26 protein-coding genes are annotated in these 23904 nt (G+C 63.9%); 11 read left to right on the top strand and 15 right to left on the bottom strand.

Annotation, left to right across the window (positions count from 1 at the left end; all coding sequences use genetic code 11):
* Positions 1 to 122 precede the first annotated feature (122 nt).
* Positions 123 to 1094: a TIGR03564 family F420-dependent LLM class oxidoreductase gene (locus tag IT779_RS10410; protein ID WP_196149017.1), complete on the bottom strand. Its 972-nt coding sequence runs from the start codon at positions 1092 to 1094 to the stop codon at positions 123 to 125.
* A 473-nt stretch (positions 1095 to 1567) separates the two neighbouring features.
* On the opposite strand from IT779_RS10410, the gene IT779_RS10405 reads away from it, so the two are divergent.
* From IT779_RS10405 to IT779_RS10395, 3 genes are all read left to right on the top strand, one after another.
* Positions 1568 to 2203 carry a TetR/AcrR family transcriptional regulator gene (locus IT779_RS10405; RefSeq protein ID WP_196149016.1) on the top strand — a complete coding sequence of 212 codons (636 nt, stop codon included), beginning with the start codon at positions 1568 to 1570 and terminating at the stop codon, positions 2201 to 2203.
* A 527-nt stretch (positions 2204 to 2730) separates the two neighbouring features.
* Complete coding sequence (locus IT779_RS10400; protein ID WP_196149172.1) at positions 2731 to 3939, top strand: COG4705 family protein; 1209 nt, start codon at positions 2731 to 2733, stop codon at positions 3937 to 3939.
* Entirely contained in the window at positions 3936 to 4469 is a 534-nt protein-coding gene (locus IT779_RS10395; protein ID WP_196149015.1) for an undecaprenyl-diphosphate phosphatase, read from the top strand. The genes IT779_RS10400 and IT779_RS10395 overlap by 4 nt, the downstream gene beginning before the upstream one ends.
* A gap of 11 nt (positions 4470 to 4480) precedes the next feature.
* Here IT779_RS10395 and IT779_RS10390 read toward each other — a convergent pair whose 3' ends face one another.
* Positions 4481 to 5119 (bottom strand): GOLPH3/VPS74 family protein, encoded by a 639-nt coding sequence (locus tag IT779_RS10390; protein WP_196149014.1) that lies wholly within the window; start codon positions 5117 to 5119, stop codon positions 4481 to 4483.
* Between the two features lie 316 nt (positions 5120 to 5435).
* Between IT779_RS10390 and IT779_RS10385 the strand changes: the two genes are divergently transcribed.
* Entirely contained in the window at positions 5436 to 5669 is a 234-nt protein-coding gene (locus IT779_RS10385) for a hypothetical protein (protein WP_196149013.1), read from the top strand.
* Positions 5670 to 5725: 56 nt separating this feature from the next.
* Here IT779_RS10385 and IT779_RS10380 read toward each other — a convergent pair whose 3' ends face one another.
* A complete protein-coding gene (locus IT779_RS10380) occupies positions 5726 to 7105 on the bottom strand; it encodes a sensor histidine kinase (protein WP_196149012.1) in 1380 nt (459 codons plus the stop codon).
* Between the two features lie 120 nt (positions 7106 to 7225).
* On the bottom strand, positions 7226 to 8221 hold the full coding sequence (locus IT779_RS10375) for a phosphatase PAP2 family protein (RefSeq protein WP_196149011.1): 996 nt from the start codon (positions 8219 to 8221) through the stop codon (positions 7226 to 7228).
* A 116-nt stretch (positions 8222 to 8337) separates the two neighbouring features.
* On the opposite strand from IT779_RS10375, the gene IT779_RS10370 reads away from it, so the two are divergent.
* From IT779_RS10370 to IT779_RS10360, 3 genes are all read left to right on the top strand, one after another.
* Positions 8338 to 9012, top strand: coding sequence for a response regulator transcription factor (locus IT779_RS10370; protein ID WP_196149010.1), 675 nt, complete (start codon positions 8338 to 8340; stop codon positions 9010 to 9012).
* Positions 9013 to 9079: 67 nt separating this feature from the next.
* On the top strand, positions 9080 to 9844 hold the full coding sequence (locus tag IT779_RS38740) for a phosphatase PAP2 family protein (RefSeq protein WP_196149009.1): 765 nt from the start codon (positions 9080 to 9082) through the stop codon (positions 9842 to 9844).
* Positions 9845 to 9927: 83 nt separating this feature from the next.
* Complete coding sequence (locus tag IT779_RS10360) at positions 9928 to 10128, top strand: hypothetical protein (RefSeq protein WP_196149008.1); 201 nt, start codon at positions 9928 to 9930, stop codon at positions 10126 to 10128.
* A 128-nt stretch (positions 10129 to 10256) separates the two neighbouring features.
* Here IT779_RS10360 and IT779_RS10355 read toward each other — a convergent pair whose 3' ends face one another.
* Genes IT779_RS10355 through IT779_RS10330 form a run of 6 tightly spaced genes read right to left on the bottom strand, consistent with a single transcriptional unit; the run spans position 10257 to position 15507 of the window.
* Positions 10257 to 11489 (bottom strand): cytochrome P450, encoded by a 1233-nt coding sequence (locus tag IT779_RS10355; RefSeq protein ID WP_196149007.1) that lies wholly within the window; start codon positions 11487 to 11489, stop codon positions 10257 to 10259.
* Positions 11486 to 11728, bottom strand: a complete 243-nt coding sequence (locus tag IT779_RS10350; protein WP_196149006.1) for a ferredoxin — start codon at positions 11726 to 11728, stop codon at positions 11486 to 11488. Before IT779_RS10350 ends, IT779_RS10355 begins: the two co-directional genes overlap by 4 nt.
* A 9-nt stretch (positions 11729 to 11737) precedes the next feature.
* Positions 11738 to 12352 (bottom strand): GTP-binding protein, encoded by a 615-nt coding sequence (locus IT779_RS10345; RefSeq protein WP_196149005.1) that lies wholly within the window; start codon positions 12350 to 12352, stop codon positions 11738 to 11740.
* Positions 12333 to 12713: a DUF742 domain-containing protein gene (locus IT779_RS10340; RefSeq protein ID WP_196149004.1), complete on the bottom strand. Its 381-nt coding sequence runs from the start codon at positions 12711 to 12713 to the stop codon at positions 12333 to 12335. Before IT779_RS10340 ends, IT779_RS10345 begins: the two co-directional genes overlap by 20 nt.
* Positions 12710 to 13147, bottom strand: a complete 438-nt coding sequence (locus IT779_RS10335; RefSeq protein ID WP_196149003.1) for a roadblock/LC7 domain-containing protein — start codon at positions 13145 to 13147, stop codon at positions 12710 to 12712. The genes IT779_RS10340 and IT779_RS10335 overlap by 4 nt, the downstream gene beginning before the upstream one ends.
* Positions 13144 to 15507, bottom strand: a complete 2364-nt coding sequence (locus tag IT779_RS10330) for a sensor histidine kinase (protein WP_196149002.1) — start codon at positions 15505 to 15507, stop codon at positions 13144 to 13146. Before IT779_RS10330 ends, IT779_RS10335 begins: the two co-directional genes overlap by 4 nt.
* A gap of 568 nt (positions 15508 to 16075) precedes the next feature.
* Between IT779_RS10330 and IT779_RS37625 the strand changes: the two genes are divergently transcribed.
* Positions 16076 to 16600 (top strand): hypothetical protein, encoded by a 525-nt coding sequence (locus IT779_RS37625; RefSeq protein WP_196149001.1) that lies wholly within the window; start codon positions 16076 to 16078, stop codon positions 16598 to 16600.
* Between the two features lie 743 nt (positions 16601 to 17343).
* On the opposite strand, the gene IT779_RS10320 is transcribed toward IT779_RS37625, so the two are convergent.
* Complete coding sequence (locus IT779_RS10320; protein ID WP_196149000.1) at positions 17344 to 17895, bottom strand: MarR family winged helix-turn-helix transcriptional regulator; 552 nt, start codon at positions 17893 to 17895, stop codon at positions 17344 to 17346.
* A gap of 94 nt (positions 17896 to 17989) precedes the next feature.
* Here IT779_RS10320 and IT779_RS10315 point away from each other — a divergent pair, with 94 nt between their 5' ends.
* Entirely contained in the window at positions 17990 to 18421 is a 432-nt protein-coding gene (locus IT779_RS10315; RefSeq protein WP_196148999.1) for a nuclear transport factor 2 family protein, read from the top strand.
* Positions 18422 to 18678: 257 nt separating this feature from the next.
* On the opposite strand, the gene IT779_RS10310 is transcribed toward IT779_RS10315, so the two are convergent.
* The 3 genes from IT779_RS10310 to IT779_RS10300 all read right to left on the bottom strand — a co-directional run bounded on the left by IT779_RS10310 (position 18679) and on the right by IT779_RS10300 (position 19641).
* A complete protein-coding gene (locus IT779_RS10310) occupies positions 18679 to 18936 on the bottom strand; it encodes a hypothetical protein (RefSeq protein ID WP_232541590.1) in 258 nt (85 codons plus the stop codon).
* Between the two features lie 241 nt (positions 18937 to 19177).
* Positions 19178 to 19510 (bottom strand): DUF4192 family protein, encoded by a 333-nt coding sequence (locus IT779_RS10305; RefSeq protein WP_408637743.1) that lies wholly within the window; start codon positions 19508 to 19510, stop codon positions 19178 to 19180.
* A complete protein-coding gene (locus IT779_RS10300; RefSeq protein WP_196148996.1) occupies positions 19456 to 19641 on the bottom strand; it encodes a hypothetical protein in 186 nt (61 codons plus the stop codon). The genes IT779_RS10305 and IT779_RS10300 overlap by 55 nt, the downstream gene beginning before the upstream one ends.
* 162 nt (positions 19642 to 19803) lie before the next feature.
* Here IT779_RS10300 and IT779_RS10290 point away from each other — a divergent pair, with 162 nt between their 5' ends.
* Positions 19804 to 20034, top strand: a complete 231-nt coding sequence (locus IT779_RS10290; RefSeq protein WP_332838736.1) for a helix-turn-helix transcriptional regulator — start codon at positions 19804 to 19806, stop codon at positions 20032 to 20034.
* Positions 20034 to 21182, top strand: coding sequence for a site-specific integrase (locus tag IT779_RS10285; protein ID WP_232541589.1), 1149 nt, complete (start codon positions 20034 to 20036; stop codon positions 21180 to 21182). Before IT779_RS10290 ends, IT779_RS10285 begins: the two co-directional genes overlap by 1 nt.
* A 278-nt stretch (positions 21183 to 21460) precedes the next feature.
* Here the strand turns inward: IT779_RS10285 and IT779_RS10280 are convergent, their stop codons facing one another.
* Positions 21461 to 23212, bottom strand: a complete 1752-nt coding sequence (locus tag IT779_RS10280; protein WP_196148994.1) for a hypothetical protein — start codon at positions 23210 to 23212, stop codon at positions 21461 to 21463.
* Positions 23213 to 23904 lie beyond the last annotated feature (692 nt).

The raw sequence follows: 23904 nt of genomic DNA, 5'->3' as shown, positions 1-23904 counted from the left end.
CCGACTCGGGTGGTTTGCGCGGCTCCGGCTCACCGGAGGAAATTCGTCCGCCGGCGGCCTGCAACGATGCCTCGGCCGACCAGCGGCACTTCGGGTCGCCTCACCGGTCCTGAGCTCGAATCTCAGCTTGTCGGCTCGCCGTGCAACTCGTCGGCGATGTCGGCGATCATCTGTCTGGTCCGATGTTTGGATGTGATCAACGAATCGCGGTCGTCGCCGATGGGTAGCAGGCGCACCGAGATGTCGGTGGCGCCCGCGTCGGCGTATCTACGCAGTCCGGCGGCGATAGCCTCCTCGTCGCCTGCCAGGCACATGTCGCCGATGGTGTCGGAATTCCCGTGTCGCAACAGCCGCCGATAGTTGGGAAAGTTCTCGTCTCGGCCCAGGATTCGGTTGGTGCGGGCTTTGGCCTCATCGACTTCCGAGGGGCGGCACAGGCACACGGGAAGTCCCGCGACGATTCGTGGCGTTCGGCGACCGGCGTCTCTGGCTGCCTCGGTGATCCGCGGTGCGATGTGCTCGGAGATGGCGCGCTCGTCGGCCATCCAGAGTATGGTGCCGTCGGCCTGTTCTCCTGCGAGTCGCAGCATCGTCGGTGCGAGCGCGGAGACCATCACGCTCACCGGGGCGACCGGCGTGAGGTCCAAGGGGTGGTGAACGGTGAAGGTGGAGTTGTGGATGTCCACCTGTCTGGCCCCGTGTAGCGCGGGGTTGAGTACGTCGAGACAGTCGCGTGTATAAGCGGCCGGTTTGTCGTAGGACAGGCCGAGCATGTCGTGCACGATGAGATGGTGTGAGGGGCCGACGCCGAGCGTGAGTCGGCCGGCGGTCGCCGCGTGAGCGGACAACGCTTGTCGCGCGAGAGTGATCGGATGCTGTGCGTGTAACGGAACCACGGCCGTGCCCAATTCGATCCGGCTTGTTCTGGTCCCCATCAATGCGATGGTCATCAATGCGTCGAAGTCGGTGGGTACCTGGGGAATCCAGGCGGTGTCCAGGCCCGCGGATTCGGCCCATTCGACGTCGTCCAACATCCGGGCCACCTTGCGCGCGGTGTCACCGCGCTCGGGCCCGATCATCACTCCGATACGCATGCTCTCTCCAGACTCTCGGTCGTGCACAGGCGCGGTCGTGGGATCGAATGATCGGCGACCGATCCCTAGGGCTGCTGCCCCTTGCCATCTTCACAATACGTACGGATTGCGTACTTTTCTAGAGGTGATGCGCGATCGTCGCGACGCGCGTGTGCAGTTTGGTCAAGCGGCCGCAGTGCGATGCGATAGCTGACAGACTGCCAATGAAGCACCTGAAGTTGATGTGTCAGTCAGGGTTATGTCCGGGAGCCTCGCTGAAGTCGTTCGCTGCCTGCCCGGGTGGCTGGCGGCGAGCCGGCCCGTCGGACACGACATGATTCGTTCGATTGACGTACGTAATACGGCCTGGCAGCGACGGAGGTTGCATGGGCCGGGTCGAAAGACCCGGGCATTCGAGCTCTCTCCGACCGCGGATTCGCTGGCGGCCGGGCGGCTGCGGGACTTCGCCAGGGCCACCGGAGGATGATCTCGGTATGGAAAGGTCATCTGCCGCCGCGCATCGGCCCGTCGGACGCAAGCGCGACCCACGCATCGAAGCGTTGGCTCTGGTCGCCGCGATCGAGGTGTACGCGCTCGACGGATGGCACGGTTTCACCTTCGAAGCGGTCGCGCGCGTCTCCGGTGTCGGCAAACCGGCGATCTACCGGCGATGGTCGACTCGTGAAGCCTTACTCATCGCCGCTTTCGATCGCACCAATATACCGACAGCCCGCGATCTGGGTGGTCTGGAAGCCGATGTGCACGACTACGTGAGCCAATGGGTGCGCTGGTATGTCACGCCGTTCCTCGCTCAAGCCGCCAATCGCCTACTGGTCGACTGTGTCAGCAACGCGGAACTCGACCGCTTGTATCAGAAGGTGATCTTCACCCCGCTCGGAAAGTCGGCGAGACAGGTGACCAATCGAGCGGTCGCGCGCGAAGAGCTTCCTCCGGGAACACCACCCACCATCCTGCCCGACCTGATACTCGGTGGCATGTTGATGCACTGGATGTTTGCTCCCTACCGCGACGATCGGCACGCCGCGGAGTTGTTTCGAGCCGACTGCGAACGCCTCGTCGACGTGATCCTGAGGGGACTGCGCGCCACACCGCAAGGCGGCGAGGGCTGAGGCGCCGAGATGGCGAGCGAAAAGTGCAGTCGGCCTCGACGCAGCTGAGTAGGCTGGTCGAGGCCGGCTCGTTTCGGGTGCGGTCACTTTCGTCGGCGAAGCGCGTTGGTCGCCCACGCGCTGTGCGGTCGTGGAACGCGTGAGCGACTCCGTGGGAATGGCCCGGCATGTCTATCCGTCGACGCGCCGCCGACCTTCGATATTGTCAAATATTTGGCAATCAACTCGGGTGGGTCATCCTCCGAGTGTTGCGCGTCGGCGTGAAACGAATCCGCTGTGCCATTTGCACTGGCGGAATTCGGGCCTGCACAGTGCGTTACGAACTGCGTTATGGCTCTCACGCTGAGAGGTTAAGGTGCTGACCTGCTCTTATCGGCCGAGACCTGTTTGGACGTGGCCTCGTTCTGCAGCCAGGGGCCGATGTTCTGGGGCTGGTGTGCCGACTTCCTCAGCGTTGGCACAGCGGTCGATAAGTACGGTCTGCGGCTGTGACGGAGACGACGAATCCCGGCGGAGCGACCGGCCGCATGTTGAGCAAGGTGCCTGAAGTCACGCTGTGGTTCTGGGTCATCAAGATTCTGTGCACCACGGTGGGCGAGAGTTTCGCCGATTGGATGGCCACGACCCTCGGGTTGGGGCTGGATGTGACCGCGACGCTGTTCACCGGTGTCCTGGTGGCTGTGTTGGGCCGGCAGCTGCGGATGAATCGGTATGTGCCGGTTGTGTATTGGTCGACAGTGGTTGTGCTGAGCGTGAGCGGCACACTGTATACCGATATCCTCACCGATGATCTTTCGGTTCCGCTGGCGGTGAGCACGAGTGTGTTCGCCGTGGTGTTGGCGGGTGTGTTCGGTATCTGGTATGCCCGAGAACGGACGTTGTCGATCCACAGCATCGTGACCACCCCGCGCGAGGTGTTCTATTGGGTCGCGGTCCTGGTCACCTTCGCGTTGGGAACCGCGGTGGGAGATTGGGTGTTGCAACTCACCGGGTGGGGACCTGGGGTGTCGGTACTGCTGCCGGCGGGGCTGATCGCAGCGGTTGTGCTCGGGTGGCGGTGCGGCGCGAACGCAGTCCTGTCGTTCTGGTCGGCTTACATCCTGACTCGCCCGCTAGGGGCGAATCTCGGGGACTGGTTCGCTTCACCGACGGCTGATCACGGACTCGGAGTGGGTACGGCTGTCACCAGTGTGGTGTTCCTCGTCGCGATCGCTGCGGTCATGGTGTATCTGACCCGCACTCGGCGTGACGTCATCGATGCCGATGCCGATGCCGTGCGGACCGAATCGGCTGTTTCGTCCGGGCGTGAGCGCCTCATGGTCGGTTATTTCGCGGTCGTCGCCTTGGTCGCGGTATCGCTGGTCGGATGGGCCTCGACACAGCCACACGAGTCTGTCGGTGGTGACGACGAGGCCGGCGCGCAGGTGAGTATGTCGGTAGCTCCGGGGACGGCGAGTGCGCATTTCCCGCCGGAAGAGGTCGCGAAGTTCCGCACCATCGCCCAGGACACACTGTCCAAGGTGCGGGCCGGACAGCAGAGTGAGGCCAAGATGCGGGTGAAGGACCTCGAAACTGTATGGGACAAAGACGAATCGACGCTTCGGTCGATCGATCGGGCCGCGTGGACGACTCTCGATGGACAGATCGACGCGGTCCTCGAAGCGATCCGAGCGCGTAAACCGGATCCGAGCGCCGAAATCGGTGCCCTATCTTCACTGCTCACCTCGCTCGGATGAGTCCGGACTTGCTCGTGCAGGGGATCGGTGAGTTGTTCCCGGTGTCGAGTCTGGGACACAGCATCCTGTTGCCGGCTTGGATCGGTGGGCAGTGGGCGAAGGACCTGGACATGTCGGCGCCGGATTCACCGTATCTGGCACTGTTGGTCGCCTTGCACGTCGCCACAGCACTGGCGCTGCTGGTCTACTACCGTCGGGAGTGGACACGAATCATCGTCGGACTCCGGCACGCGACCCGCATTCGTGAGATCCGCACTCCGGAAGCCAGATTGGGAGTTTTGCTGATCCTGGCGACCATCCCGGTCGGTGTGGCGGGGTTGCTGTTGGAGAAGGCCGTACGCAACTACCTCGGCGCCCTGCTGGAGAAGGTCTGCCCGGGTTCGGTTGGTACGCACCGCCACTCGATCCTGGTGTGGATCGGTGGCGCGTTCAGGTCGCCTGGGTGTCAGAGCGCTCGGGCTCGAGGTTCGATCGTAGATAGGGGATGTCCGGTCGGTGGTTACGTCGCGAGGTGTGCAGCTCCTCGATGAGCTTCGGGGTATCAGAAGCCGTAGCGAACTGTGTAATCGTCGGCGCGCGCGCGGCAGACCGCGTGTCGGACTGCGGCGATGATGTCGGCGAAGTCAGGATGATCGAGACATATTTGGCGGCCTCGGCGATCGATTGTGTTGCGCGACCATCGCGGAAACTGGTACGGCAATGCTCCAGCGGTGTGCAGCAGACCGATCAAGGCCAGGGTTCGGGTATCCGGGGTGTGCGCGTCGAGGACGGCGGAGTGCAGGCTGTGGCGGAGCTCGGCTTTGCCTGCGGGGTCACTGGTCGGCCAGGTGGTGCGAGGAATGAACCTGAAGCTACGACGTGTTCGCCGGTCGACGCGGTGGTCGGCGCACAGCCGGTCGAGAAGTGGCCCGCGCACGCCGGTCGCGAGGTCATCGACGGCCCGGTCGAGCACGATGCGTCGATGGCCCGCGACCACGGTGGCGAGCAACGGATCGCGCGGCGGAACGGCACCGTCGTGTGATCGCAGCTCCGCGAGCACCGCTCCCGCCAACACGCGGTGCAGGGTGATCGAATCGACAGTGGTGTTGCCGGCGAAGTCGTCCAGCAGCAGCCACAGCAGGTCCTCGGCGATGGTCGTGATCCTCGCGTGTGCACCGACCGCGGAATGTGCGTGGGTCATAGGTTCGACGGTGCCGTACAGGCGCTGAGAAAATGCAGAACCGCAGGCTCTGGCGGCATGGACGGCGTATCCCCACCCGTGCCTCCGGCGGGGTCCGGGTGGGGATGTCGTCGAGATCGATGTCGACCGAATACACCGGCGGACTGGTGTCGGTCTCCGCGAGTCGGTGTCGACGTGTCTGTCTGAGCATCGAAGGGGTGACTGCGGGGCCCCGATGTATGCGTTGACATCGGTGGACACCTCGTCCTAGCCGAGTTCATCGGGTGTATCGCCGGGCTCGGGGAGGTCGGAGTCGGGTGTGTCGCCCGGTTCAGGGGTGTCCACGACCGATGAGCCCGGCGAGTTCGCGTACTCTCTGTCGCCGGCATGTGTCGAAGCGATTCCGGCCACGATGCCCGCGGCGATCAAGGTAGCGGCCGGCGCGGCCAGTGTGGTGCGGGTGCGAATCATGATGTCGTTCCTGTCCTTCGGCCGATCGAACGGTGGTGGTGGCGGCTGCTCCTGGCGCGACGGGCAATCGTCAAGTCAGCGCCGGTTCACAGGCGCGTAGCGCTGGGCATCCATTCCGGAATCGGGTCGTGGGCATCGAAGTCGGGTCTCGCCGTGTCATTCCGATGCGGGTAGTTCGATGACGACCAAGGCGCCGCCGGCGGAAGATCGTTCGATGTGAACGCTGCCGTGATGGGCGGTCACGATCTCGGCGACGATGGCCAGACCGAGTCCGGTTCCGCCGGTGTGGCGACTGCGGTCGTGCTGGATCCGGTAGAAGCGGTCGAAGACTCGTTCGCGTTCATCGTCGGGTATTCCCGGGCCGTCGTCGCCGATCTCGAGGCGTGCGGTGCCGTCGTCGCGGGCGAGTCTCACCTCGACAGTACTGTCGGCGTATCGAGCAGCGTTGTCGAGAAGGTTGAGTACGACTCTCTGGATCTGATCGGGGTCGCCGCTGATACGCACCGGCTGGACCGCGGTGGTGACCGTAAGTGTGGTGTGCCCGCGTAGCCGTCGGATTTCGGTGGTGAGGATATCGTCGAGGTCGGTGTCGACCGGGTGTATTCGCAGGTCGTGCTCGTCGGCGCGGGCCAACAACAGTAGGTCCTGGGTGAGTCGGCGCATGCGTTCGGCTTCGGGGAGCAGCGTTTCGGCGATGAGGTCGGCGTCGAGTAGTTCGGGTCGGGCGTGGCCGAGTTCGAGAGCGGCGGTGATCGTGGTCAGCGGGGACCGCAATTCGTGCGAGGCGTCGCCGACGAAGCGTCTCTGGGCATCGTGACCGTTCTGGATGCGGGTGAGCATGTCGTTCATGGTGTGCGCCAGGGCGGCGATCTCATCGCGTTGTCGCGGTACCGGCACTCGATCGGTGAGGTCGGCGATCGATATGGCCGCTACTCGGGTTCGAATGCGTTCGACCGAGCCCAGTGACCGGCTGACCAGGGCGTAGGTCGATGCGGCGGCAAGAGCGACTATGAACGGCGCCCCGATGCCGACGAGGACCGCGACGAGTTCGATCGTGTTCTCGAGTTCTTCCTGGTCGAGCGCGACGACAACGGTATGGGTTCCCGACAGGGGACTGGTGGTGGTGAGGGTGGAGATCCGGACGTCATCGATGCAGCCGACTTCGGGCCGTAGGCCGTGTCGCACCGAGTCGGGCGCCGGGAGTTCGGTGACCATCGGCCGTGCCGGGCTACCGGGCGATGAAGCCACCACCGCTGCGTTGGCGTCCAAGATCTGGATCGCGGTGATCTGGCTGTCCGGCACGAGTCCACCGTTGTCGAGGTCGTCGGGGGCATCGAGCTGGAGTTGGTAGGCGATCTGGCGCAGCCGCGCGGTCGCCAGGTCGTCGGAGGCCGATACCAGCGACCTGTACAGCACGAGGGTCAACGCAAGGGTGGCCGCTCCGAGCGCGATGGTCAGGATCACCACAACCAGCAGCGCCGATCGGACACGAAGACCCCATTGCGACGGCGCGGGCGGCAACCACTTCCTCGACACACGAGACCTTTCCGGGCAGGGATGTGATGGTGTGCACGGACATCACGGCCGACTGGGCGCTTTCCAGGCTAATGGGCACGTCGCCTACATAGTGGTCACGGTCATGAACCGAGTCGGGTATCACCCGGCACGAGAGGATCGGATTCCCACTGGGTGGCATATATACACAGGCAACTGTCGTCGAGTCGCGGCTCGTCGGGAGGGTCCTGGCCTGGTGCGCCGGGCATAGGCTGATGCGGCCGGAATGGGTCTCGTCGACACCGCCTCGGCATCACTCCCATGGTTTGCTACGGAGATCGGAGTCGGCGGGGGAGTACCTGTCAGTCGCGCTCGTGTGGAAGTGGACCAGCAGAGTGGCACCATTGCCGCGCAGACCACCGTGACGCCGAGGATGACGCCACCGACGACATCGGTGAGCCAGTGAACTCCCAGGTAGAGGCGAGTCGCCCCGACCGTCGTCACCACGGTGACCGCGAGAGTGACAGCTACCGCGATCCGCGCCCGCGTCGGCCGTCCGAGCGCATAGACCAGCAGCAGAGCGCCGGCCAGCGCGGTGATAGCGGTAACGTGGCCGGAAGGGAACGAATAGTTGTCCTCCGGGACCAGTCGCGCGACCTGTGGTGGGCGCTCACGGGCCACGGCCAGCTTGGTCAGGCTGCTCGCGGTGAACGCCACTGTGACAATGCCGAGGACAGCCGAAGCCGCGACGAAACCACGGCGTCGCCACCCGAGCACGAGCGCCGCCAGCGCTGTCACTGCCGAGACGCCGAGCGGCCCGCCGACGGTCGTCAACCCCTTGGCCGCGACTGTCAGCGTCGGATCACGATGGGTGAGAAACCAGTCGTAGGTGGCGACATCCGCGCCGGTCAGCCATCCCGATGCCGAGACCTGCACACCGAGTATCACCAGCGCGGCGGCCATCGCCGCGACACGAACGCTCGACCACCGCAGGCGCACCGAATCGTCGTCGCGCCACTGGCGCGCCCGTGGGATCAGGACCGAGCCAACCACCAGCGCGGCGGACACGCCCAGGGTCCACAACGCGATCTCCGCGGTGGCGACTTCGGTGTGCACCTCGGTGATCACCTCGACGATGGTTTCCCACGAATGCGACACGACCGTGAGTGTGGTGGCGACGCGCTGTGAGAACGCTGAGGAGGTTGCCTACTACCGGTGAACAGACGGGTAGGAATGAGATCCGATGACGTCGTTGTCGACGAAAGGGCAGGCCGATGCGGGTACTGGTGGTCGATGACGAGGTGCGTTTGGCCGAAACGTTGCGACGTGGGTTGGTCGCCGAAGGATTCGTCGTGGAGGTCGCCAACGACGGTGACGAAGGCTTCCACCTCGCCGTCACCGGCCACTACGACGTAATCGTGCTCGACATCATGCTGCCGGGCAAACACGGCTATCAGATCGTGCGCGAACTGCGTGCGGCCCGCGTGTGGACGCCGGTACTGATGCTCTCGGCGAAGGACGGCGAGTACGACCAAGCCGACGCGTTCGATCTCGGAGCCGACGACTACCTGACCAAACCGTTCTCTTTCGTGATCCTGGTCGCCCGCTTGCGCGCTCTGCTCCGGCGCGGGGCGCCGGAACGCCCGGTCGTTCTCGCTGCCGGGGACTTGTCCTTGGATCCGGCGCGGCGCCGGGTCACCCGCGCCGAGCGACAACTGGAATTGACACCTCGCGAGTACGGACTGCTGGAGTTCCTGATGCGACACAAAGGAGATGTCGTCACCAAAGCCGAGATTCTGCGGGCGGTGTGGGACAGCAACTACGAGGGCGACGACAACATCGTCGAGGTCTACGTCGGTTACCTGCGCCGCAAGATCGACATACCCTTCGACGCCGCGAGCATAGAAACCGTTCGCGGCGTCGGCTACCGACTGCGAGACGGCAGGTGAGCGGGCTCGGTGACACACCCGGACCGATATCGGTGCGCCGCAGCGGCCCGTCGCGGATTGAGTGGGGGTGAACGCGGCGCTGGTCCTGGCCGGTGTCGCGGTCGCGATCACGCTGACGGCCCCGCTGGCGGCGCGTCACGTCGGTACCGGCACCTCAGTGGAACTCGCCGCCGTTCGCGCAGCACGCGCGGTGGGCTCGGCCGCTGTGTTCCTGGCAGTGGGTGTCGCGGCACGAACAATACCTTCGGTAGCACGACTCGACACCGCCGCCAGTAGCTGGTTTGTCACTCATCGGTCGCCGGACGCGTCGAGGGCGGTGTCGGTGATAACAACCTGCGCCGATCCCGCCGGGTTGGCGGTGATCAGCCTTGCCGTCGCCACCTTGCTGTCGTGGCGTCGGCTCAGTCTCGTGCCGTTGGTGCTGCTTCCGACCGCCGTCGCGGTCGCATCTATCGGAATCCCTTGTATCAAACAGGCTTTCGGTGTCGCGCGCCCGCCGTTGGAGATGCGTATGGCTGTGGTGGGTGACGCGTCCTACCCGTCCGGACACGTGACCGGGACCACGGCGGTCGCCGTGCTCGTCATGCTGTTGTCCTCGGGGTGGCGAACGTCGTGCGCTCGACGCGCATATGCCACCGTTATCACCGTCGCGGTGGTCGCCTCGGTAGGGGGAAGTCGTCTGTATCTGGGCTTGCACTGGCTGACCGACATCGTCGGCGGCGCGCTGTTCGGGGGTTCGATCGCGATGACGGTCGGTGCTGCCGCGGCCCTGACCGATGCGCATTCGAGCGCAATTCTCAGCAGCCATTCAGCGGCCGGCATGCATCGTTGACGCTGCCGACCACGGGTGTGTGAGTCCGCGTCACCTCTGCTGTCCGGCCTCACTGTCCCACCGAGACGGGAAGTACTCACCGAATGCAACAGTTGATCCTCTACGACAACCGTATGGTCCTGGTCGAGGCGATCACTGCGGAACTGACCATCACCCAGCCACGGGAGATTGCCCAGTACGGCCGGGTGTTCGAGAGTTTGTCGCGGCAGGCAGTGGTCGGCAATGCTTCGTGCTGTTCGTCGCGCCAGGGAAACGGTCGCTGGCAGCAGCAGGGCTGGCGGTGAGGGATGCGGCTGTTCCTGGTCCGAGGGCAGTTGCTTGAAGAACTGACGTCGCTTCACATCTGCCTCCTCATCCGAGTCCACCACCAGTATGGCAAGTGGAACCTGAAGGGCACGAGCGCCGGGCTCGGTCAGTGCCGGGGGGTGAAGGTGATCGGCAGTCGGGTGCAGCCTCGAACCTGACTGAAATGCATGACCGGCGGGTCGGCTTCGACCAAGCTGTAGTCCGGTATGCGTCGGTGCAGTTCCTCGAGTGCGATTTTGAGTTCGATGCGTGCGAGGTGTGACCCGATGCAGCGGTGTGCGCCCGCGCCGAAGGAGAGGTGGCGGTTGGGCAGTCGGTAGAGATCGAGTTCGCTCGGGTTCTCGAATTCCGCCGGGTCACGGTTCGCCGCACACAGCAGCAGGATCAGCTGATCGCCCTCCGCGATCCGCACACCACCGAGTTCCGTTGCCCGCGTTGCCCTTCGGCCGGGTACGACGGCGGCTTCGATGCGCAGGATCTCTTCGACGGCAGTGGGGATCACACTGTCGTCGGCGATGATCTCCTGGCGCCGATCGGGGTTGTTCGCCAGATGGACGACACTCCAGGCCAATGAACCCTGCACCGTGTGCAGACCGGCGATGAGCAACAGGAAGAACATGCGGTTGAGTTCGTCGTCGGACAGTGTGCGCGCACCACCGTCGAGTTGGTACTCGGCGTGGATGAGTTGCGAGGTGATGTCGGTGCCGGGGTTCTGCCGCCGCGCATTGATCATGTTCTGGAAGTAGCCGAGCATCTTCACCGCGGCCTCGCCACGGGCTCGGTCGGATTCCTCGGCACTGGCTCCGGGAATACCGGTGAGTACGATATCGGTCGCGTCGGTGAACAGGGGCGCGTCTTCGATCGGCCAGTCCATCAGGGCCAGGAATACGCGGGTGGGAAGTTCGTGGGCGAATTCGGCGATGAACTCCGCCTCGCCTTTTTCCGCGAATCCGTCGATGAGTTCGTCGACGACCTTTCGGATGTCGTCCTCGAGTGCTTTCATGCGGGTCGGGTTGAACAGCGGTTGCAGTGCGAGCCGATAACCGGTGTGCTCCGGCGGATCGAGCTCGATCGGAATGAACTTACCGAAACCCGCCGTGGTGGTCACCAGATTGTTCGGATAGCTGGAGAAGGTTTCGTGGTCGCGCAGGACCTCGTGGACTTCCTGGTATCCGGTCACGATCCAGTGGCCGCCGTGCGCGGTGGAGTAGACGACCGGACCCTTGGCGGCGAGTTCGGCGGCGTGCTGCTGAACGTTGTCGATCGGGAATGCCATCGAGCTGTCGTAGACATCGAAGTCGACGACGAGTTCGGGCGGTACTTCGGCTGCGGTGGTCATCGCGATGATTCCTCGGGGTCGATGGATGATGAAGCAGGTACGAGTGACAGTGCGCGCTCGGGGCAGACGGAGACCGCGGTATGGGCGTCGTCCCATTGCGCCGGGGAGATGGGGTCGATGAGTACGACCGGGTCGCCTTGTTCGTCGGGTTCGACGAGGGACGGGGCGATTCCGTAACACATTCCGTGGCCCGCGCACGCGGCGCGGTCGACCACTAGACGAACGGGGACGTCGGTCATGTTCTCGGGTCAATGCCCTCGGCTCGGTGCCGGTACCACGCCGACGGTTGTCATGATGTGCTCGATCAGATGGATCAGGACATGTTTGGCGGATTCGCGATCTCGTACGTCACAGAGTCTGATCGAGACGCCGTCCGAAAGGTCGAGCGCGCCGCGGATCTCGTGTTCGTCGTATATGTCGGCGTCGTCGAAGCAATTGACCGCGACGATGAAAGGTATTCCGCGTGACTCGAAATAGTCGATCGCGGGAAAGCTGTCGTCCAGGCGCCTGGTGTCGGCGATGACGATCGCGCCGAGCGCGCCGATGGACAGCTCTTTCCACATGAACCAGAACCGGTCCTGCCCCGGTGTGCCGAACAAGTAGAGGACCAGCTGCGGACTCAGTGTGATGCGACCGAAATCGAGAGCCACCGTCGTCGTGGTCTTGGTCTCGACACCGGTGGTGTCATCGATCGCCGTCCCGAGTGCTGACAGGCGTTCCTCGGTGCGCAGGGGAGTTATCTCACTGACCGTGGTGACGAGAGTGGTTTTGCCGACTCCGAATCCACCCGCGATCAAGAGTTTCACGGCGTTGACCGCGCCGAGCCGAGATCTGCCGGCGAGGTCAGATTCTGCGAATACCATCGAGTACCGCCTGGAGGAGTGCCGGTTCGGCGCTGCCGGTGGGCAGCGTCGGAGACCGGAAGATGACATGACCGGAGCGAATGAGGTCGCTCACGAGGACTTTGACCGCCGCGAGCAGGAGATTGAGATGGGCGGCCAGCTCGGCGATCGACAGCGGCCTGCCTTGGCACAGCCGGACGATCTCGGTGTATTCCCGGTCGAGCGTGGCCGCCTCGTGTTCGGTTCGAACCGCGACGACAAGGGTGAGGATGTCGAGTTTGTGCAGATCGTGGCCCGCCCGGCCGCGGGTGACCGCGAACGGGCGGACCAGTGGACCCGGGTCGTCGCTGACCTCCCAGCCGTGCTCCCGGTGGATGCTCACGGCTTCAGTGGGACGCGCAGCGCACCCGACGGCGTGCGAGGCACGGCGGTGAGTTGATCGCGGACTTGGCCGACCATCACGTTCATCTCGTAGGCGATGAGGCCGAGGTCGGCGTCGATGGTCGCGAGCAGCGCCAGGCAGGTGCCTTGCCCGGCTTCGGTGACCACGAGGTAGCCGTCATCGAGTTCGATGACGATCTGCCGGGTGATGCCCTTGCCGAACCTGTGACCCACCCCGCGGGCCAGACTGTGCACGGCGGAGGCCATGGCGGACAGATGTTCGGCGTCCTCGCGCAGCAGCGACCGCGAGCGGGCCAGGGGCAAGCCGTCCGCGGACAGGATCACCGCGTGCTCGGACCGTGGGGTGCGTTCGATCAGACTGTCGACGAGCCAATCGAGAGTGTCGCGGACCGGGTTTGCTGCTTCATCGTTCATGCGTCGTGGCCGTCCATCGATGGTTGGTTGGGATCGGGAGGTGAGGTGCGTGCCCGGCGGGTGCCCATCTGGAAGGACCGCATCGACCGCTGGACCTCGGCCGCGGGCCTGCGCTGGTCAGGAGGCTCCCATTCGAGCGTCGACGGCCCGTCCTCGTCGCGCAGCTCGGGTGCGAGATGAGTCAGCTTGTTCCGGCGGGGGAGCGGCGCGCGCTGCCCCTGCCGCGGTCCGGCCGCGATCTGCGCGGACAGCGGCGGCGCCGTGCCGTCGGTGCCCGCGTGCTCGTCGGCGGGCCATTGCGGTAGTTCCGGCGGGATGCGTCCGGATAGGTGGGGCGTCTGTTCGGGCGGTCTCGGCATCGTCGGTTCGAGCGCACCGCGCGTTCGAACCCGCGGCGCCGCATCCCAATCGTCTTGCGGGCCAACGGAGCCCACCGCCAGCTGGGCCGACGGGATCAACACCACCGCCTTGGTGCCGCCGTAGGCGGATTCCTGGAGGTTGACCGAGATGGCATGTTGACGGGCGAGCCTGCTGACCACGAACAGTCCGAGGTGGCGTCGTCCGGCCAGTGCCAGCTCCTGGAACTCCTGCGGCTCCCGCAGGAGTTCGTTGAGGCGCTCGCGTTCCTCGAATCGGATGCCGAGACCTTGATCCTCGACCTCGACCACAACGCCGCGGCCGACCACACTGCCGTAGATGGAGACCAAGGACTGCGGCGGCGAGAACAGTACGGCGTTGTCGATCAGTTCGGCGAGCAGGTGGATGAGGTCGGCCACGACGGCGCCGAGTACCTCGGCGTGCGGTAGGCGGATGGCGCTCACCCTCGACAGGTCGTGGGTTTCCGACACCGCGCTGCGGACGACCTGTTCTAGTGCGACCGGGTCACGCCATCGACGTCCGGGTTGGCCACCGCCGAGGATGAGCAGGTTCTCCGCGTTGCGGCGGGCACGGGTGGCCAGGTGATCCAGTTGGAACAGCAATTCGAGGTGCTCCGGGTTGTCCTGTTGGGCTTCGGCGACGTCGAGGATGTCCAGTTGTCGTCGAACGACGACCTGGCTGCGGTGCGCGATGTCGAGGAAGACCTTGTTGAAGCCTTCACGTGTGCGGGCCTCGGACGCGGCGGCGGTCATCGCGGTTCGCTGGGCCGTGCTGAACGCCGCGGCGACCTCGCCGATCTCGTCGTCGGTGCTGTCGAGGATCGCGGTCTCAGCGACGACGTCGACCACCTGTCCGTCGTGTAGGCGTTCGATGATCGACGGCAATGTCTCGTTGGCCAGTTCCAGCGTTCTGGCGCGCAATGATCGAAGACGGCCGACGAGGCGGTTGGCCAGCAATAGCGCCAGCACGAATGCGCCGATAGCGGTGACAGCGACGCCGATACCCGCCCAGATCGTACGTTCGAGGGAACGCTCGGCGGCCGCGGTGGCCATGGTGTTCGCGTAGAGCGCGTGGTCACGGAAGAGGCCGATCAGCTCGTTGTCGACCGCACGTTCGGCGGCGAGCCATTCGGCGTTGGGGACGGAAATGACCCCGCGTTCGGCCAGCGTGTCTTCCGCGGTCGTCGCGGTGTGCCAGTTGGCGCTTCGCGTGAGGCGATCCAGTCGCGCGCGCCCGTCGTCGGTCAGACGCACGCGCACCGCGGCCAGTTGATGTCGGTACGCTCCGACGAGTTCGATGATGACTCGCCGCTCATCGGGGCGTAGTGGTGTGCCCGCCATGGTCGCGGCCGCCGCGGTGGCGGCGGCTCTGGCGTGCAGTTCGGCGACTTCCACCATGGCTGCCGCTGTCATCTCCTCGGCGGCGGTGGGTGCGTCGGGTGTGAAGCGCGCCAGATCCTCGAGGCCGGGGCCGACTGTTCCGGCGAGCGTCCGATAGAAATCGTCGACCGCTTGGGGGTCGGCCTGGCCGATGTCGACGGATCGCCGGATGACCGGCGTCTTGGCCGCCAGTTGGACGAACTCGGGGGTGGATCGTGCGACGGCCTGTGGGTTGAGTTCCAGCATCGCCACGCCCATCGCGCCGAGCGCGGCCAGCGACGCGTCGGTCGCCGCGCGCTGGGCATCCAAGCCCGCGATCGCCTGCTGGTCGCCGTTCATGGCGAACAGACTGTTCAGTCGCTCTTGCTGGACGGCCGTCACGAATGTCGCGAGTGGGTCGACCTGTTTGTCGAGGTACACCGACCAACCATGGGTCGCTCGAGCCTCGTTGGTGAGGATCCACACCGTGATCGCGCCGGAGCCGAGCATCGCGGCGCAGGGCACCAACGCGATGGCGAGCACTCGTGTCCTGACGCTTCTGGCACGCGGCGTGCGCCATCGCCGCACGGCTCGCGCGTCCTTGCCGACTACCCGGGACAGCACGATTCGGCCCTGTTCTCCTGCTTCATCGGACGAAGGGACGTACCGCGTCGCGTGCTGTGCCTCGGCGATGGCGCGAATCGTATGGAACGCCCGGGGTGGACGGCGGGCGGTGTGGAGGAGTGGGTCACCGATTCCGTCGGTGAATGTCGACTCAAGGAGTATCCTGGCAATCGGCCTGTACTGATATCACATTGCTGCGCAATGCGTTAACTGGCAGGTTGTGGGCTGTAATGGTAAAGGTCGGTCGTAAAGGTCGGTCGCAATTTTCGCTTCAGCTGAAATCTCTGGGAGGCACCGTATTTGGGTCGCTCTGCGCTGTCAATACGTGGGACTGCTTTCGCTGTTGCCCGCGTCGAGTAGCCGGCCGGGGGTTCCGGTGAAAGTTGTTGTGGCACTGCGGTGGCCGATGATCCGCCGGATCCGGTGATGTCACCTCGGGGGGCGGCGGACCCGCCTCGACGCCTGGACAGGTGACGTAACCTATTGTGAGGCAGTCATTTTGATAGTAGTTACGGTGGGAACGCGCCATGTGTGCATATGGCCATCCGGCCACAGACGCACATGTCCGATGCGACAACAACGGCGCGTCCGCTCCGCCGACGGTCTCGGACTGCGGTCGTTCAAGGCTCGGGTGCGCTGGACCGAGCCGGGTACCAAGAAACGCCCCTCGGTGTCGGAGCCGTTCGAGACTCGTGAAGAGGCCGAGGTGTGGATAGCGCGGTTGCAGCGCAAGGCGGCTCGAGGGATCAACCCGAAGACGGCCATGATGCGGCTGTCGGAGTACGGCGCCGCGAATATGGACCTGGCGTTGCGCGGTCTGGAGAAGAAGACGCTTGATCCGTACAAGGCCGGTTGGCGCAAGCGGGTCGTGCCGTCGCTGGGGCATCTGCCGGTATCCATGGTCACCAACGGTGCTGTGAAGCCCCTGTGGACACTACCCGCCGCGATGCCTGCGGTGTCTGTAGCGCCGCGACCCGAACGCCGAGTGAACCAGCAATTGGTGGTGCAGATCTCGGTGCCGCGCCCACCCGATCTCGGCGCGTCCGAACACGAGAACCGGGTGGCCGCCGGATATGCGGCCAGTTGGCGCTGACGGTGCTGTGCCCCACTGCGGCCGCTTCGACAGCAGACTGCGACTGCGTGGGCAGCCGTCACGACCAACTCACGAGGAAAGTAGCGTTCGTTACGTGCAGGTCGATATTCAAGGCGCGGTCCGGATCGCACGTCTGGCCGTGGACCCGGGTTGGGACTGGAGCGTCGGTGCGCTCGACCAGTTCTGTGCATCTGCGGGCTGGGAGATCATCGACCGATCCGATCGGGGGGCCGCGACCCTTCGAACGAACTCGAGAGTCGGCCGACCCGAGTCCGATGTGTACGGCAATCCACGCAGAACCAACCTGATCTCCACCTACGTCAGCGATGTGGGCGATACCGATATGCCAGGTGTCCACGATCCGCTGCGAGTTCGAGACACCGCCTTGGGAGGATTCCCGGCGCGGCGGGCGGCGGCACACCGCGGGCACGGACACGTCCGGCCGGGCTCGTGCACGAACGCGGGCCTTCTGCTCCTGTCCCGCGATTCCTGGGCACTATGACCCACCGCGTGCAAGACCTTGATCGGGCGGTCGACGATCCCGGCGGCGCGGGATTCCGCGACCAGCATCGTGATCACCCGCCGCGCCGGGGAGCGCTTGAAATCGCTTGTGCTTCTCTGCGCCAATCGAGTCGGCGCGCGGACGTGCGGTTCCATAAATCGGCCGAAATTGGCCGATTGGCCTTGTCCTCGGTTTGCACGAAGCGACGCGGACTGGCGGTACCTCGGCGCGTTGACTGTAACTACGGTGGTTGGTGCGAAGCAGGACTCGCTTCGGAGTCCTGCTTGGGTTCCCGCCGACTCGGTGGGGCGGCGTCACCGGTAGTGGTGGCGAGGTAGGTGTTGATGCGGTTGAGAAGGGTGAACAGTTGCGCGCGTTCGTCGTGGTCGAGCGGCGCCATGATGTGGTGGTTGACCTCGTCGAGGACATGGTCGAGTTCGGTGAGGCGGTGGCGGCCGGAGTCTGTGATCGTGATGACGTTGCGTCGTCCGTCGGAGGGATCGGGTGCTCGGCATACCCATCCGCCCTCTTCGAGGTCGTTGAGGACCGATACCAGGTCGCTTTTGTAGACGCTGGTTCGGTCGGACAGGGCTGCCTGGCTGGCGGGGCCGAGCTCGGCAAGCGCGGTCAACACGACGAAGTGGTCCCGGCGGGCGCCGACTGCTCGTAGGGCGTCGCGGGAAACGCGTCCCATCTGGGCGGCGGTCATCGTGGTGAGGCGGGAGAGTTGCTTCTTGAGTCGCGTCGGGGTCCGCTCGCCGCAGTCGAATCGCAGGTCCTCGCCGGTTTCCATAGCCGAAGAGTACCGCGCTTGCGTTGGTGTCACTAACGATCTAAATTGTTAGTAACTCTAACGTTAGAGTCGCTAACCGATTGGGGAGATTGATATGACCGGAATCGAATCCCGAATGCGCGACCTCGCCGACCGTGCCGAACTGGCCGAGTTGGTCGCCCGCCATAGCCTGTGGATCGACGAGGGTTTCGCCGATACCGACCGGCTTTTCACCGACGATGTCGTGGTCACCTCCCTACGCGGGCACGCGCAAGGGATCGACGCGCTCGTGGCGCTTGCACGCAAAGGGCACGACGCCTACGAGCGCACTCTGCACAGCAAGTCCAACATCGTCATCGAGATCGACGGTGATCGTGCGACGGTACGCGCGCACGATGTCGCGGTGTTCGTCATCGATGCCGAGTCCGAGGCCGTCGCGGCCGGAATACATCGATATCAGGCGCGTCGTACCGCCGAGGGCTGGCGTTTCGAGCGCCTCGACATCACCCCGGTCGCGCTGACCCAAGCGTTGGCTCGGGCTCTTTAGCCGATCGCGGTGTCATTGTGCACCGCGCGCTGAATCGTCTCCGAACTATTCGAGACCGAATCACGCCGATCATCTGCCACATCAACTCTTTTGTATCGGAGGCCTTGGTGCAGTCAACTATGCACCAACGTTTTCGGGGAGATGGCCACATTCGGCGTTCGGTGACGCGTTCGAGCAGATCGCCGCCGGTTCGGGCTACCACCTCGTGGCGCAGCCCGTAGTGCTCGGCGTGTTCTCGCGCGAGCCGATGTTTCGGGTCAGTCGACGCGGCCCATGTCGGCGTGGACGGTGGTGACCCGGTCCAGCAGGCCGAGGTGGTGGAACTGCTCGACCAGGACGTCTGCCATCGCTTGGCTGTCCTTACCGCTCGACAGCGACAGGAGGTAGTGGTCGTAGCCGGGCGGGTCCGGGCCTGCCGCGAGCGAGAAATCCACCGCACCAAGCGAAATGAGCGAGCGGCGGGCGCGGCGGGTGCCATGCGGTACGGCGGGGCCGGCAATGATGGACATGGGCACGGAACGGATCACCTTTCTCGGTCGATGTCGCCCGCCGGGGCGAGGCGGAGGCGGGGAGGCACGAGCGCCCGGTACGGGAGTCGATCGGGTCGGGTGGGTGCTCGGGTGCTCGGGTGGTGGTCTGTGACTGGGCGGTGCCGGTGAGGTCGCCCCGGCTGCGGTGAGGCTTGAGTGGATCGCTGGTGCGGTGGCGTGACAGCGCGCCCGGGGCCGGTCGCGGGTCGGCGGACAGCGCAGTGGTTCAGTCGGTGCTGGTGTGGTCGATGGTGACGCCGAGGTCGGTCGCGGCGGCGGCACCGAAACGCACGTTGATGTCCAGTGAACCGGCCAGCAGAGGGTTGTCGAGGGCTGCGTAGATCAGCCGTGCGGTGATTTCGCCGGGGTCGGCGTGCAGCGCGACCGATGTCGCGACCGAGGTCAGTTCGCTGTCACCGCGCAGGAACGCGCTGTAGGCCAGCAACATCACCGGGGTCGCGCGCAGCGGCCCGTCCAGGCAGCGACCCCGGTGATGTTGTTGGCCTACAGGGCTTCGGCGGCGTCGGCGTATTCGCTCGCGGCGGTGGCGTGCAGGCATTGGGAGACCGCGGGAACCGACAGGGCGGCAGCGACGCGCGCGAGTCGCCGCGCGGTCGGGGTGGCGTCGTGGTCGATATCGGCGATCGCCTCGAGGACCAGTTCCAGGTCGCGGCGGTCGAGATCGCGCACGTGCTCGTCGTGGTCGGCCCAGAGGCGGCGCGCGCGTGCGTCGAGCGCGGCTGGCGCGCCGAATACGACCGCGCGCTACTCGCGGCCGGACCGCCGGGCCTGCTGGTTTCACGTGAAATTGTTGCTACACAACAGAATTCGACCATTCCGGAAGCGGCGTAGGTGGTGGTGATCATGGATGCGCGTCTGGTGGACGGCAAGCTGTATTCCACGGCGGAGTTGGCGTTGCTGTTGGGTATCGATCCGTCGAGCCTGCGGCGGTGGCGTACGGCTAACCCGCCGACTGGTCCGGCTTTCGTTCGGGTGTCGCCTCGGGTGGTGAAGTACGCGGCGGAGGACATCGAGAGGTGGCTTCGTGAGTCGCGCACTGATCCGGGTCGTCTGGTGGCGTGATGCAGATGGACCCGAATATTCCTGTGGGCCTGCGCCTTTCGGTGGACATGGAGGAGCGCGCGGATTACGGTCGTCGGCCGTTCAAGGCTCGGGTGCGCTGGACCGAACCGGGCACCAAGAAACGCCCCTCGGTGTCGGAGCCGTTCGAGACTCGTGAAGAGGCCGAAGCGTGGATCGCGCGGTTGCGGCGCAAGGCGGCTCGAGGAATCGACCCGAAGACGGCCATGATGCGGCTGTCGGAGTACGGCGACGCGAACATGGACCTGGCGCTGCGGGGCTTGGAGAAGAAGACGCTCGACCCGTACAAGGCCGGTTGGCGAAAGCGGGTCGTGCCGTCGCTGGGGCATCTGCCCGTGGCCATGGTCACCAACGGTGCCGTGGACCGGGCGGTGGTCGGCTGGATCGGCGGAGGTGCGGGCAAGTCCACGGTGAAGAACAGTCTCGCGGTGCTGGTCCGGGTGATGGAACAGGCTGTGCGCGACGAGATCCGGGAGAACAACCCGGCGCAGGTTCGAGGCTGGCAGAAGCTCTATCGACAGGTCGAAGACGAACTGGACGATCCACGGTCGCTGGCGTTACCGAATTGGACGGCGTTGGTGACCTTGGCCGATGCGCTGGTGGATCGTTCTGCAGGTCGCTACAAGGGCTGGGGTGACGTGGTGATCTTCGCCGCGTGTACGGCGTGCCGTATCGGTGAGGTGTCCGGCTGTCGTGTCAAGGACATCGACACCGAGTCGTGGACATGGAAGGTGCGGCGCCAGACCACGCCTTCACCGGGCGGCATGGAGGACAAGGGCACCAAAGGCAACCGGGCGCGTGAGGTTCCGTTGATCGAAGAAGTTCGGCAGTTGGTCTCCGATCGCCTCGCGGTGCTCGGACGTGATCCTGAGGCGCGACTGTTCACCGGACCCCGGGGTGGGCGTATCGCGACCGGTGTCCTGCGGGACGCGACGTACTGGGATGAGGTCGTGGCGAAACTCGGGTACGAGCATCTGCGGCGTCACGATCTGCGCCACACCGGGCTCACCTGGATGGCCGATGCCGGGGGTCAGTCTGCACGTGCTCCAGAAGATCGCCGGACACGCCGAGAGTCGCACTACCGAGCGGTACCTACACCCGGATCGTTCGGAGATCACCGGGGCCGGTGACAAGCTGTCGGGGCATCTGCGGTCCCGTTCTGGTCCCGCTCTGCGGGTGGTCGGTGAATGAAGAAACCCCTTCCCGTGCTGGTGGGAAGGGGTTTCTGTCTGTCGGGCTGACAGGATTTGAACCTGCGACCACTTGACCCCCAGCGTTCCCGAGAAGCCAATTGCGCACGTCACACTCGGTCTACTTCTTCTCCGCGAGTTGCCTAATGCGCTGGTCGTTCAGGCTGGTTCATGACGTGTGGCCCCAAATTGGCCCCAATCCAGAAAGGGCTGGATGGTTACTCCTCCGAAGCGCTCAGGCTCTCGGTCGTCGTCGGATCGAGCCAAGACACCCGCACTATTTCATTGCCAAGTGCAGGCTCGAAAGTGAGCACTTTATCTCCGTCTGAGTCTATCTCGGTGCGGACCAAATTCGCCGACTCGAGGATTATTCGTTGTGCGCCCAGATCTACTTGATGATCTCCAATCTCTAGTGTCAACGGCTCTGACATGATAACGGGGCTGCCAGGCTCCTCGAAGTCGGGTGCATCAGCAGATACGACGATTGTGAACTCTGCCCATTTGGACTGGAGAGTATCTCCCTTCAAAAGTTGCGCAACCTGAAGTGTTTTCTCGATATTGAAATCATCAATAGATTCTGGAATTCTAATCTCGATATCTGAATGTTTCTGCACTACAAGCAAAGCTCGAACATACCGAAGCAAGATCTCACTTAGCCCTGACTGCTGCTCATCGAGGAGGTCGCATGGAATTTCCTGAATGTCAACGGTGTTCGGGCCGCGTACCTTACCCATTCTCAGCCTATTACCACCTCGGAGGGCACCGATTACGGCGAGCGCTGGCTCGACTTCATCAGGAAACTTGCCCTCGATACATCCACAATGAAACCGCAACGACATCGGCGTGAGAGGTTCGAGTACGGTCAGGGTTTCCAGTTCGAACGCGCCACTTCTGTCCGTACCGCGATTAGAGACCCCATTGCCATCACTGCTCTTCAGTGGCGGATACATTTTTAACTCAATTGATGCAATCACTTCATCATCTGGTGAGAGCACTTCGAGGCGCCGTTCAAATACTTCAGCCTCCATATCGGGCTCAAGTATACGAATCTTCCCTTCAGCGCTTTCTCTTCCCAATCCGCCAGGCATGTCGACCTCCATGTCTCTGACAGTTATCAGGCCCCGTGGAACTCGCCCGAATTTTATGTATTCTTTCAATTCCCTTTCGTTTTCGCTTCCGGACTCTACAATGAGTGTCATTCGCGCTGTGATCGGTCTTTCGTTTAGTGATTCCGCGCAGCGAGCATGAACATCGAATGTTACGTAGCTCTCGCCGACCTGCTGGACGGCCCGCACCGCCAGGGTGGCGGGAAGTGAACTAGGATAATTCATTGGCAAAGAACCGGTTACAGCGAAGTCATATAGATAGTGCGGGTCTCGACTGTTCAAAGTCTCGCGCAGTTGAGTAATTCCGTTTAGAACGTCGGAGGGTGTCAAATTGGCATAATTCCCAACATTAACGGGAGAGTTCTCTGACATCGGTACGCCCGAAATTGCAGTGAACCTAGCCAGATCTTCATTTAGACGCGCCTTGCCGCTTTCGAAATAGTAATCCACAATTTCCGGGAATTGTGCAGCCCAGCCATCAACGTGCGACAAGCCCCGCCACTCACACGGAAATGTGCCGGATTTCGCTATCGCCGCGAGCCAGGTCAAATTCTCTGTCGTAGGATCGAGAGGCAGTGTCAGATACCAGTTATCGATGACCCATCCTCTGCCCGCAGCGTATTTCGCTATCCGCTTGTGTGAACCTTCCGCTTGCTTCTTCTGCGAGCTTGTCAAATTAGAAGAAAATTTCTTCACCTGATATATATCGAAATGATTGGGCGCAGTCGGGACGCAAACATCAATTCCGCCATCGCCTCTCGATGCACGTACTCGAAACGCGCTAGGATAGAGGCGGCAAATAAACATCGAAACAGCTTCTTCAATTTCGTCAGGACCCCTTCGGGTCCACTCGATTCGGCTCATGTCCATCATCTTGCCGCCTTTCGCGTGCACCAGGGCATGTACTTCGTGGATAGATCGGACCAATCCTGATCTCGCCTAAAGCAGACCAATTCCCCGTTTATGCCCCCAATGGATAGCTGGGCCGCTGAAGCTGAGCCCTAGCGTGGCGGGGTATCCACGATTGCAGATCGACGCAATCGCGCCGCCTCGGCGGTGTGGGCCGAGCAGCTACGGAAACCGCAGGGGTGATTCCGGTTGGAGGACTACGTGTTCGCGGTCTGGCGGTGGTTCTAGTCTTTTCCCCGACTGTTCCCCTGGCCGTTCCTCCGAAGGCTTCTAGAGCGCGGAGCGGCGGTTGCTCAAGGGTTGCCGCAGGCTATCGGCGCAGCCGACGCGACGCAGGAGCGCCCTTGAACAAGCGTCGATCTGGGCTCAGGCTATCCGCCGAGGAAGGGCCTCCCCTCGTGTTCACGAGGTCCGGCCAGCGGTGGTCGAATGTCGGTTTCGGGCGGTTCGTGTTGTGTCAAAACCCCGGCACAACCCTTGTCATCTTCCCGGCAATCGACGGTACAAGCGCGGACGCTTGTTTGCCGGGGTTTTGTCACAGCCGAGATCATCGGAAACCGGTGATGAACTGGGGATTTAAGGGCGGGATTTCTGCTCACCCCCACCCCCTCCCACTACGACATCTCAACACACACTGCGTGAAACGT

Source organism: Nocardia bovistercoris (assembly GCF_015674855.1).
GTDB classification, from domain to species: Bacteria; Actinomycetota; Actinomycetes; order Mycobacteriales; family Mycobacteriaceae; genus Nocardia; species Nocardia bovistercoris.
This window is presented reverse-complemented; position numbering and strand designations above follow the sequence as displayed.

Coding starts and splice junctions, on each gene's coding strand:
- IT779_RS10410 (WP_196149017.1), bottom strand. CDS start 1,094: ATGCGTATCGGAGTGATGATCGGGCCCGAGCGCGGTGACACCGCGCGC.
- IT779_RS10405 (WP_196149016.1), top strand. CDS start 1,568: ATGGAAAGGTCATCTGCCGCCGCGCATCGGCCCGTCGGACGCAAGCGC.
- IT779_RS10400 (WP_196149172.1), top strand. CDS start 2,731: ATGTTGAGCAAGGTGCCTGAAGTCACGCTGTGGTTCTGGGTCATCAAG.
- IT779_RS10395 (WP_196149015.1), top strand. CDS start 3,936: ATGAGTCCGGACTTGCTCGTGCAGGGGATCGGTGAGTTGTTCCCGGTG.
- IT779_RS10390 (WP_196149014.1), bottom strand. CDS start 5,119: ATGACCCACGCACATTCCGCGGTCGGTGCACACGCGAGGATCACGACC.
- IT779_RS10370 (WP_196149010.1), top strand. CDS start 8,338: ATGCGGGTACTGGTGGTCGATGACGAGGTGCGTTTGGCCGAAACGTTG.
- IT779_RS10360 (WP_196149008.1), top strand. CDS start 9,928: ATGCAACAGTTGATCCTCTACGACAACCGTATGGTCCTGGTCGAGGCG.
- IT779_RS10355 (WP_196149007.1), bottom strand. CDS start 11,489: ATGACCACCGCAGCCGAAGTACCGCCCGAACTCGTCGTCGACTTCGAT.
- IT779_RS10350 (WP_196149006.1), bottom strand. CDS start 11,728: ATGACCGACGTCCCCGTTCGTCTAGTGGTCGACCGCGCCGCGTGCGCG.
- IT779_RS10345 (WP_196149005.1), bottom strand. CDS start 12,352: ATGGTATTCGCAGAATCTGACCTCGCCGGCAGATCTCGGCTCGGCGCG.
- IT779_RS10335 (WP_196149003.1), bottom strand. CDS start 13,147: ATGAACGATGAAGCAGCAAACCCGGTCCGCGACACTCTCGATTGGCTC.
- IT779_RS37625 (WP_196149001.1), top strand. CDS start 16,076: ATGCGACAACAACGGCGCGTCCGCTCCGCCGACGGTCTCGGACTGCGG.
- IT779_RS10320 (WP_196149000.1), bottom strand. CDS start 17,895: ATGGAAACCGGCGAGGACCTGCGATTCGACTGCGGCGAGCGGACCCCG.
- IT779_RS10315 (WP_196148999.1), top strand. CDS start 17,990: ATGACCGGAATCGAATCCCGAATGCGCGACCTCGCCGACCGTGCCGAA.
- IT779_RS10305 (WP_408637743.1), bottom strand. CDS start 19,510: ATGCCTGCACGCCACCGCCGCGAGCGAATACGCCGACGCCGCCGAAGC.
- IT779_RS10285 (WP_232541589.1), top strand. CDS start 20,034: ATGCAGATGGACCCGAATATTCCTGTGGGCCTGCGCCTTTCGGTGGAC.
- IT779_RS10280 (WP_196148994.1), bottom strand. CDS start 23,212: ATGAGCCGAATCGAGTGGACCCGAAGGGGTCCTGACGAAATTGAAGAA.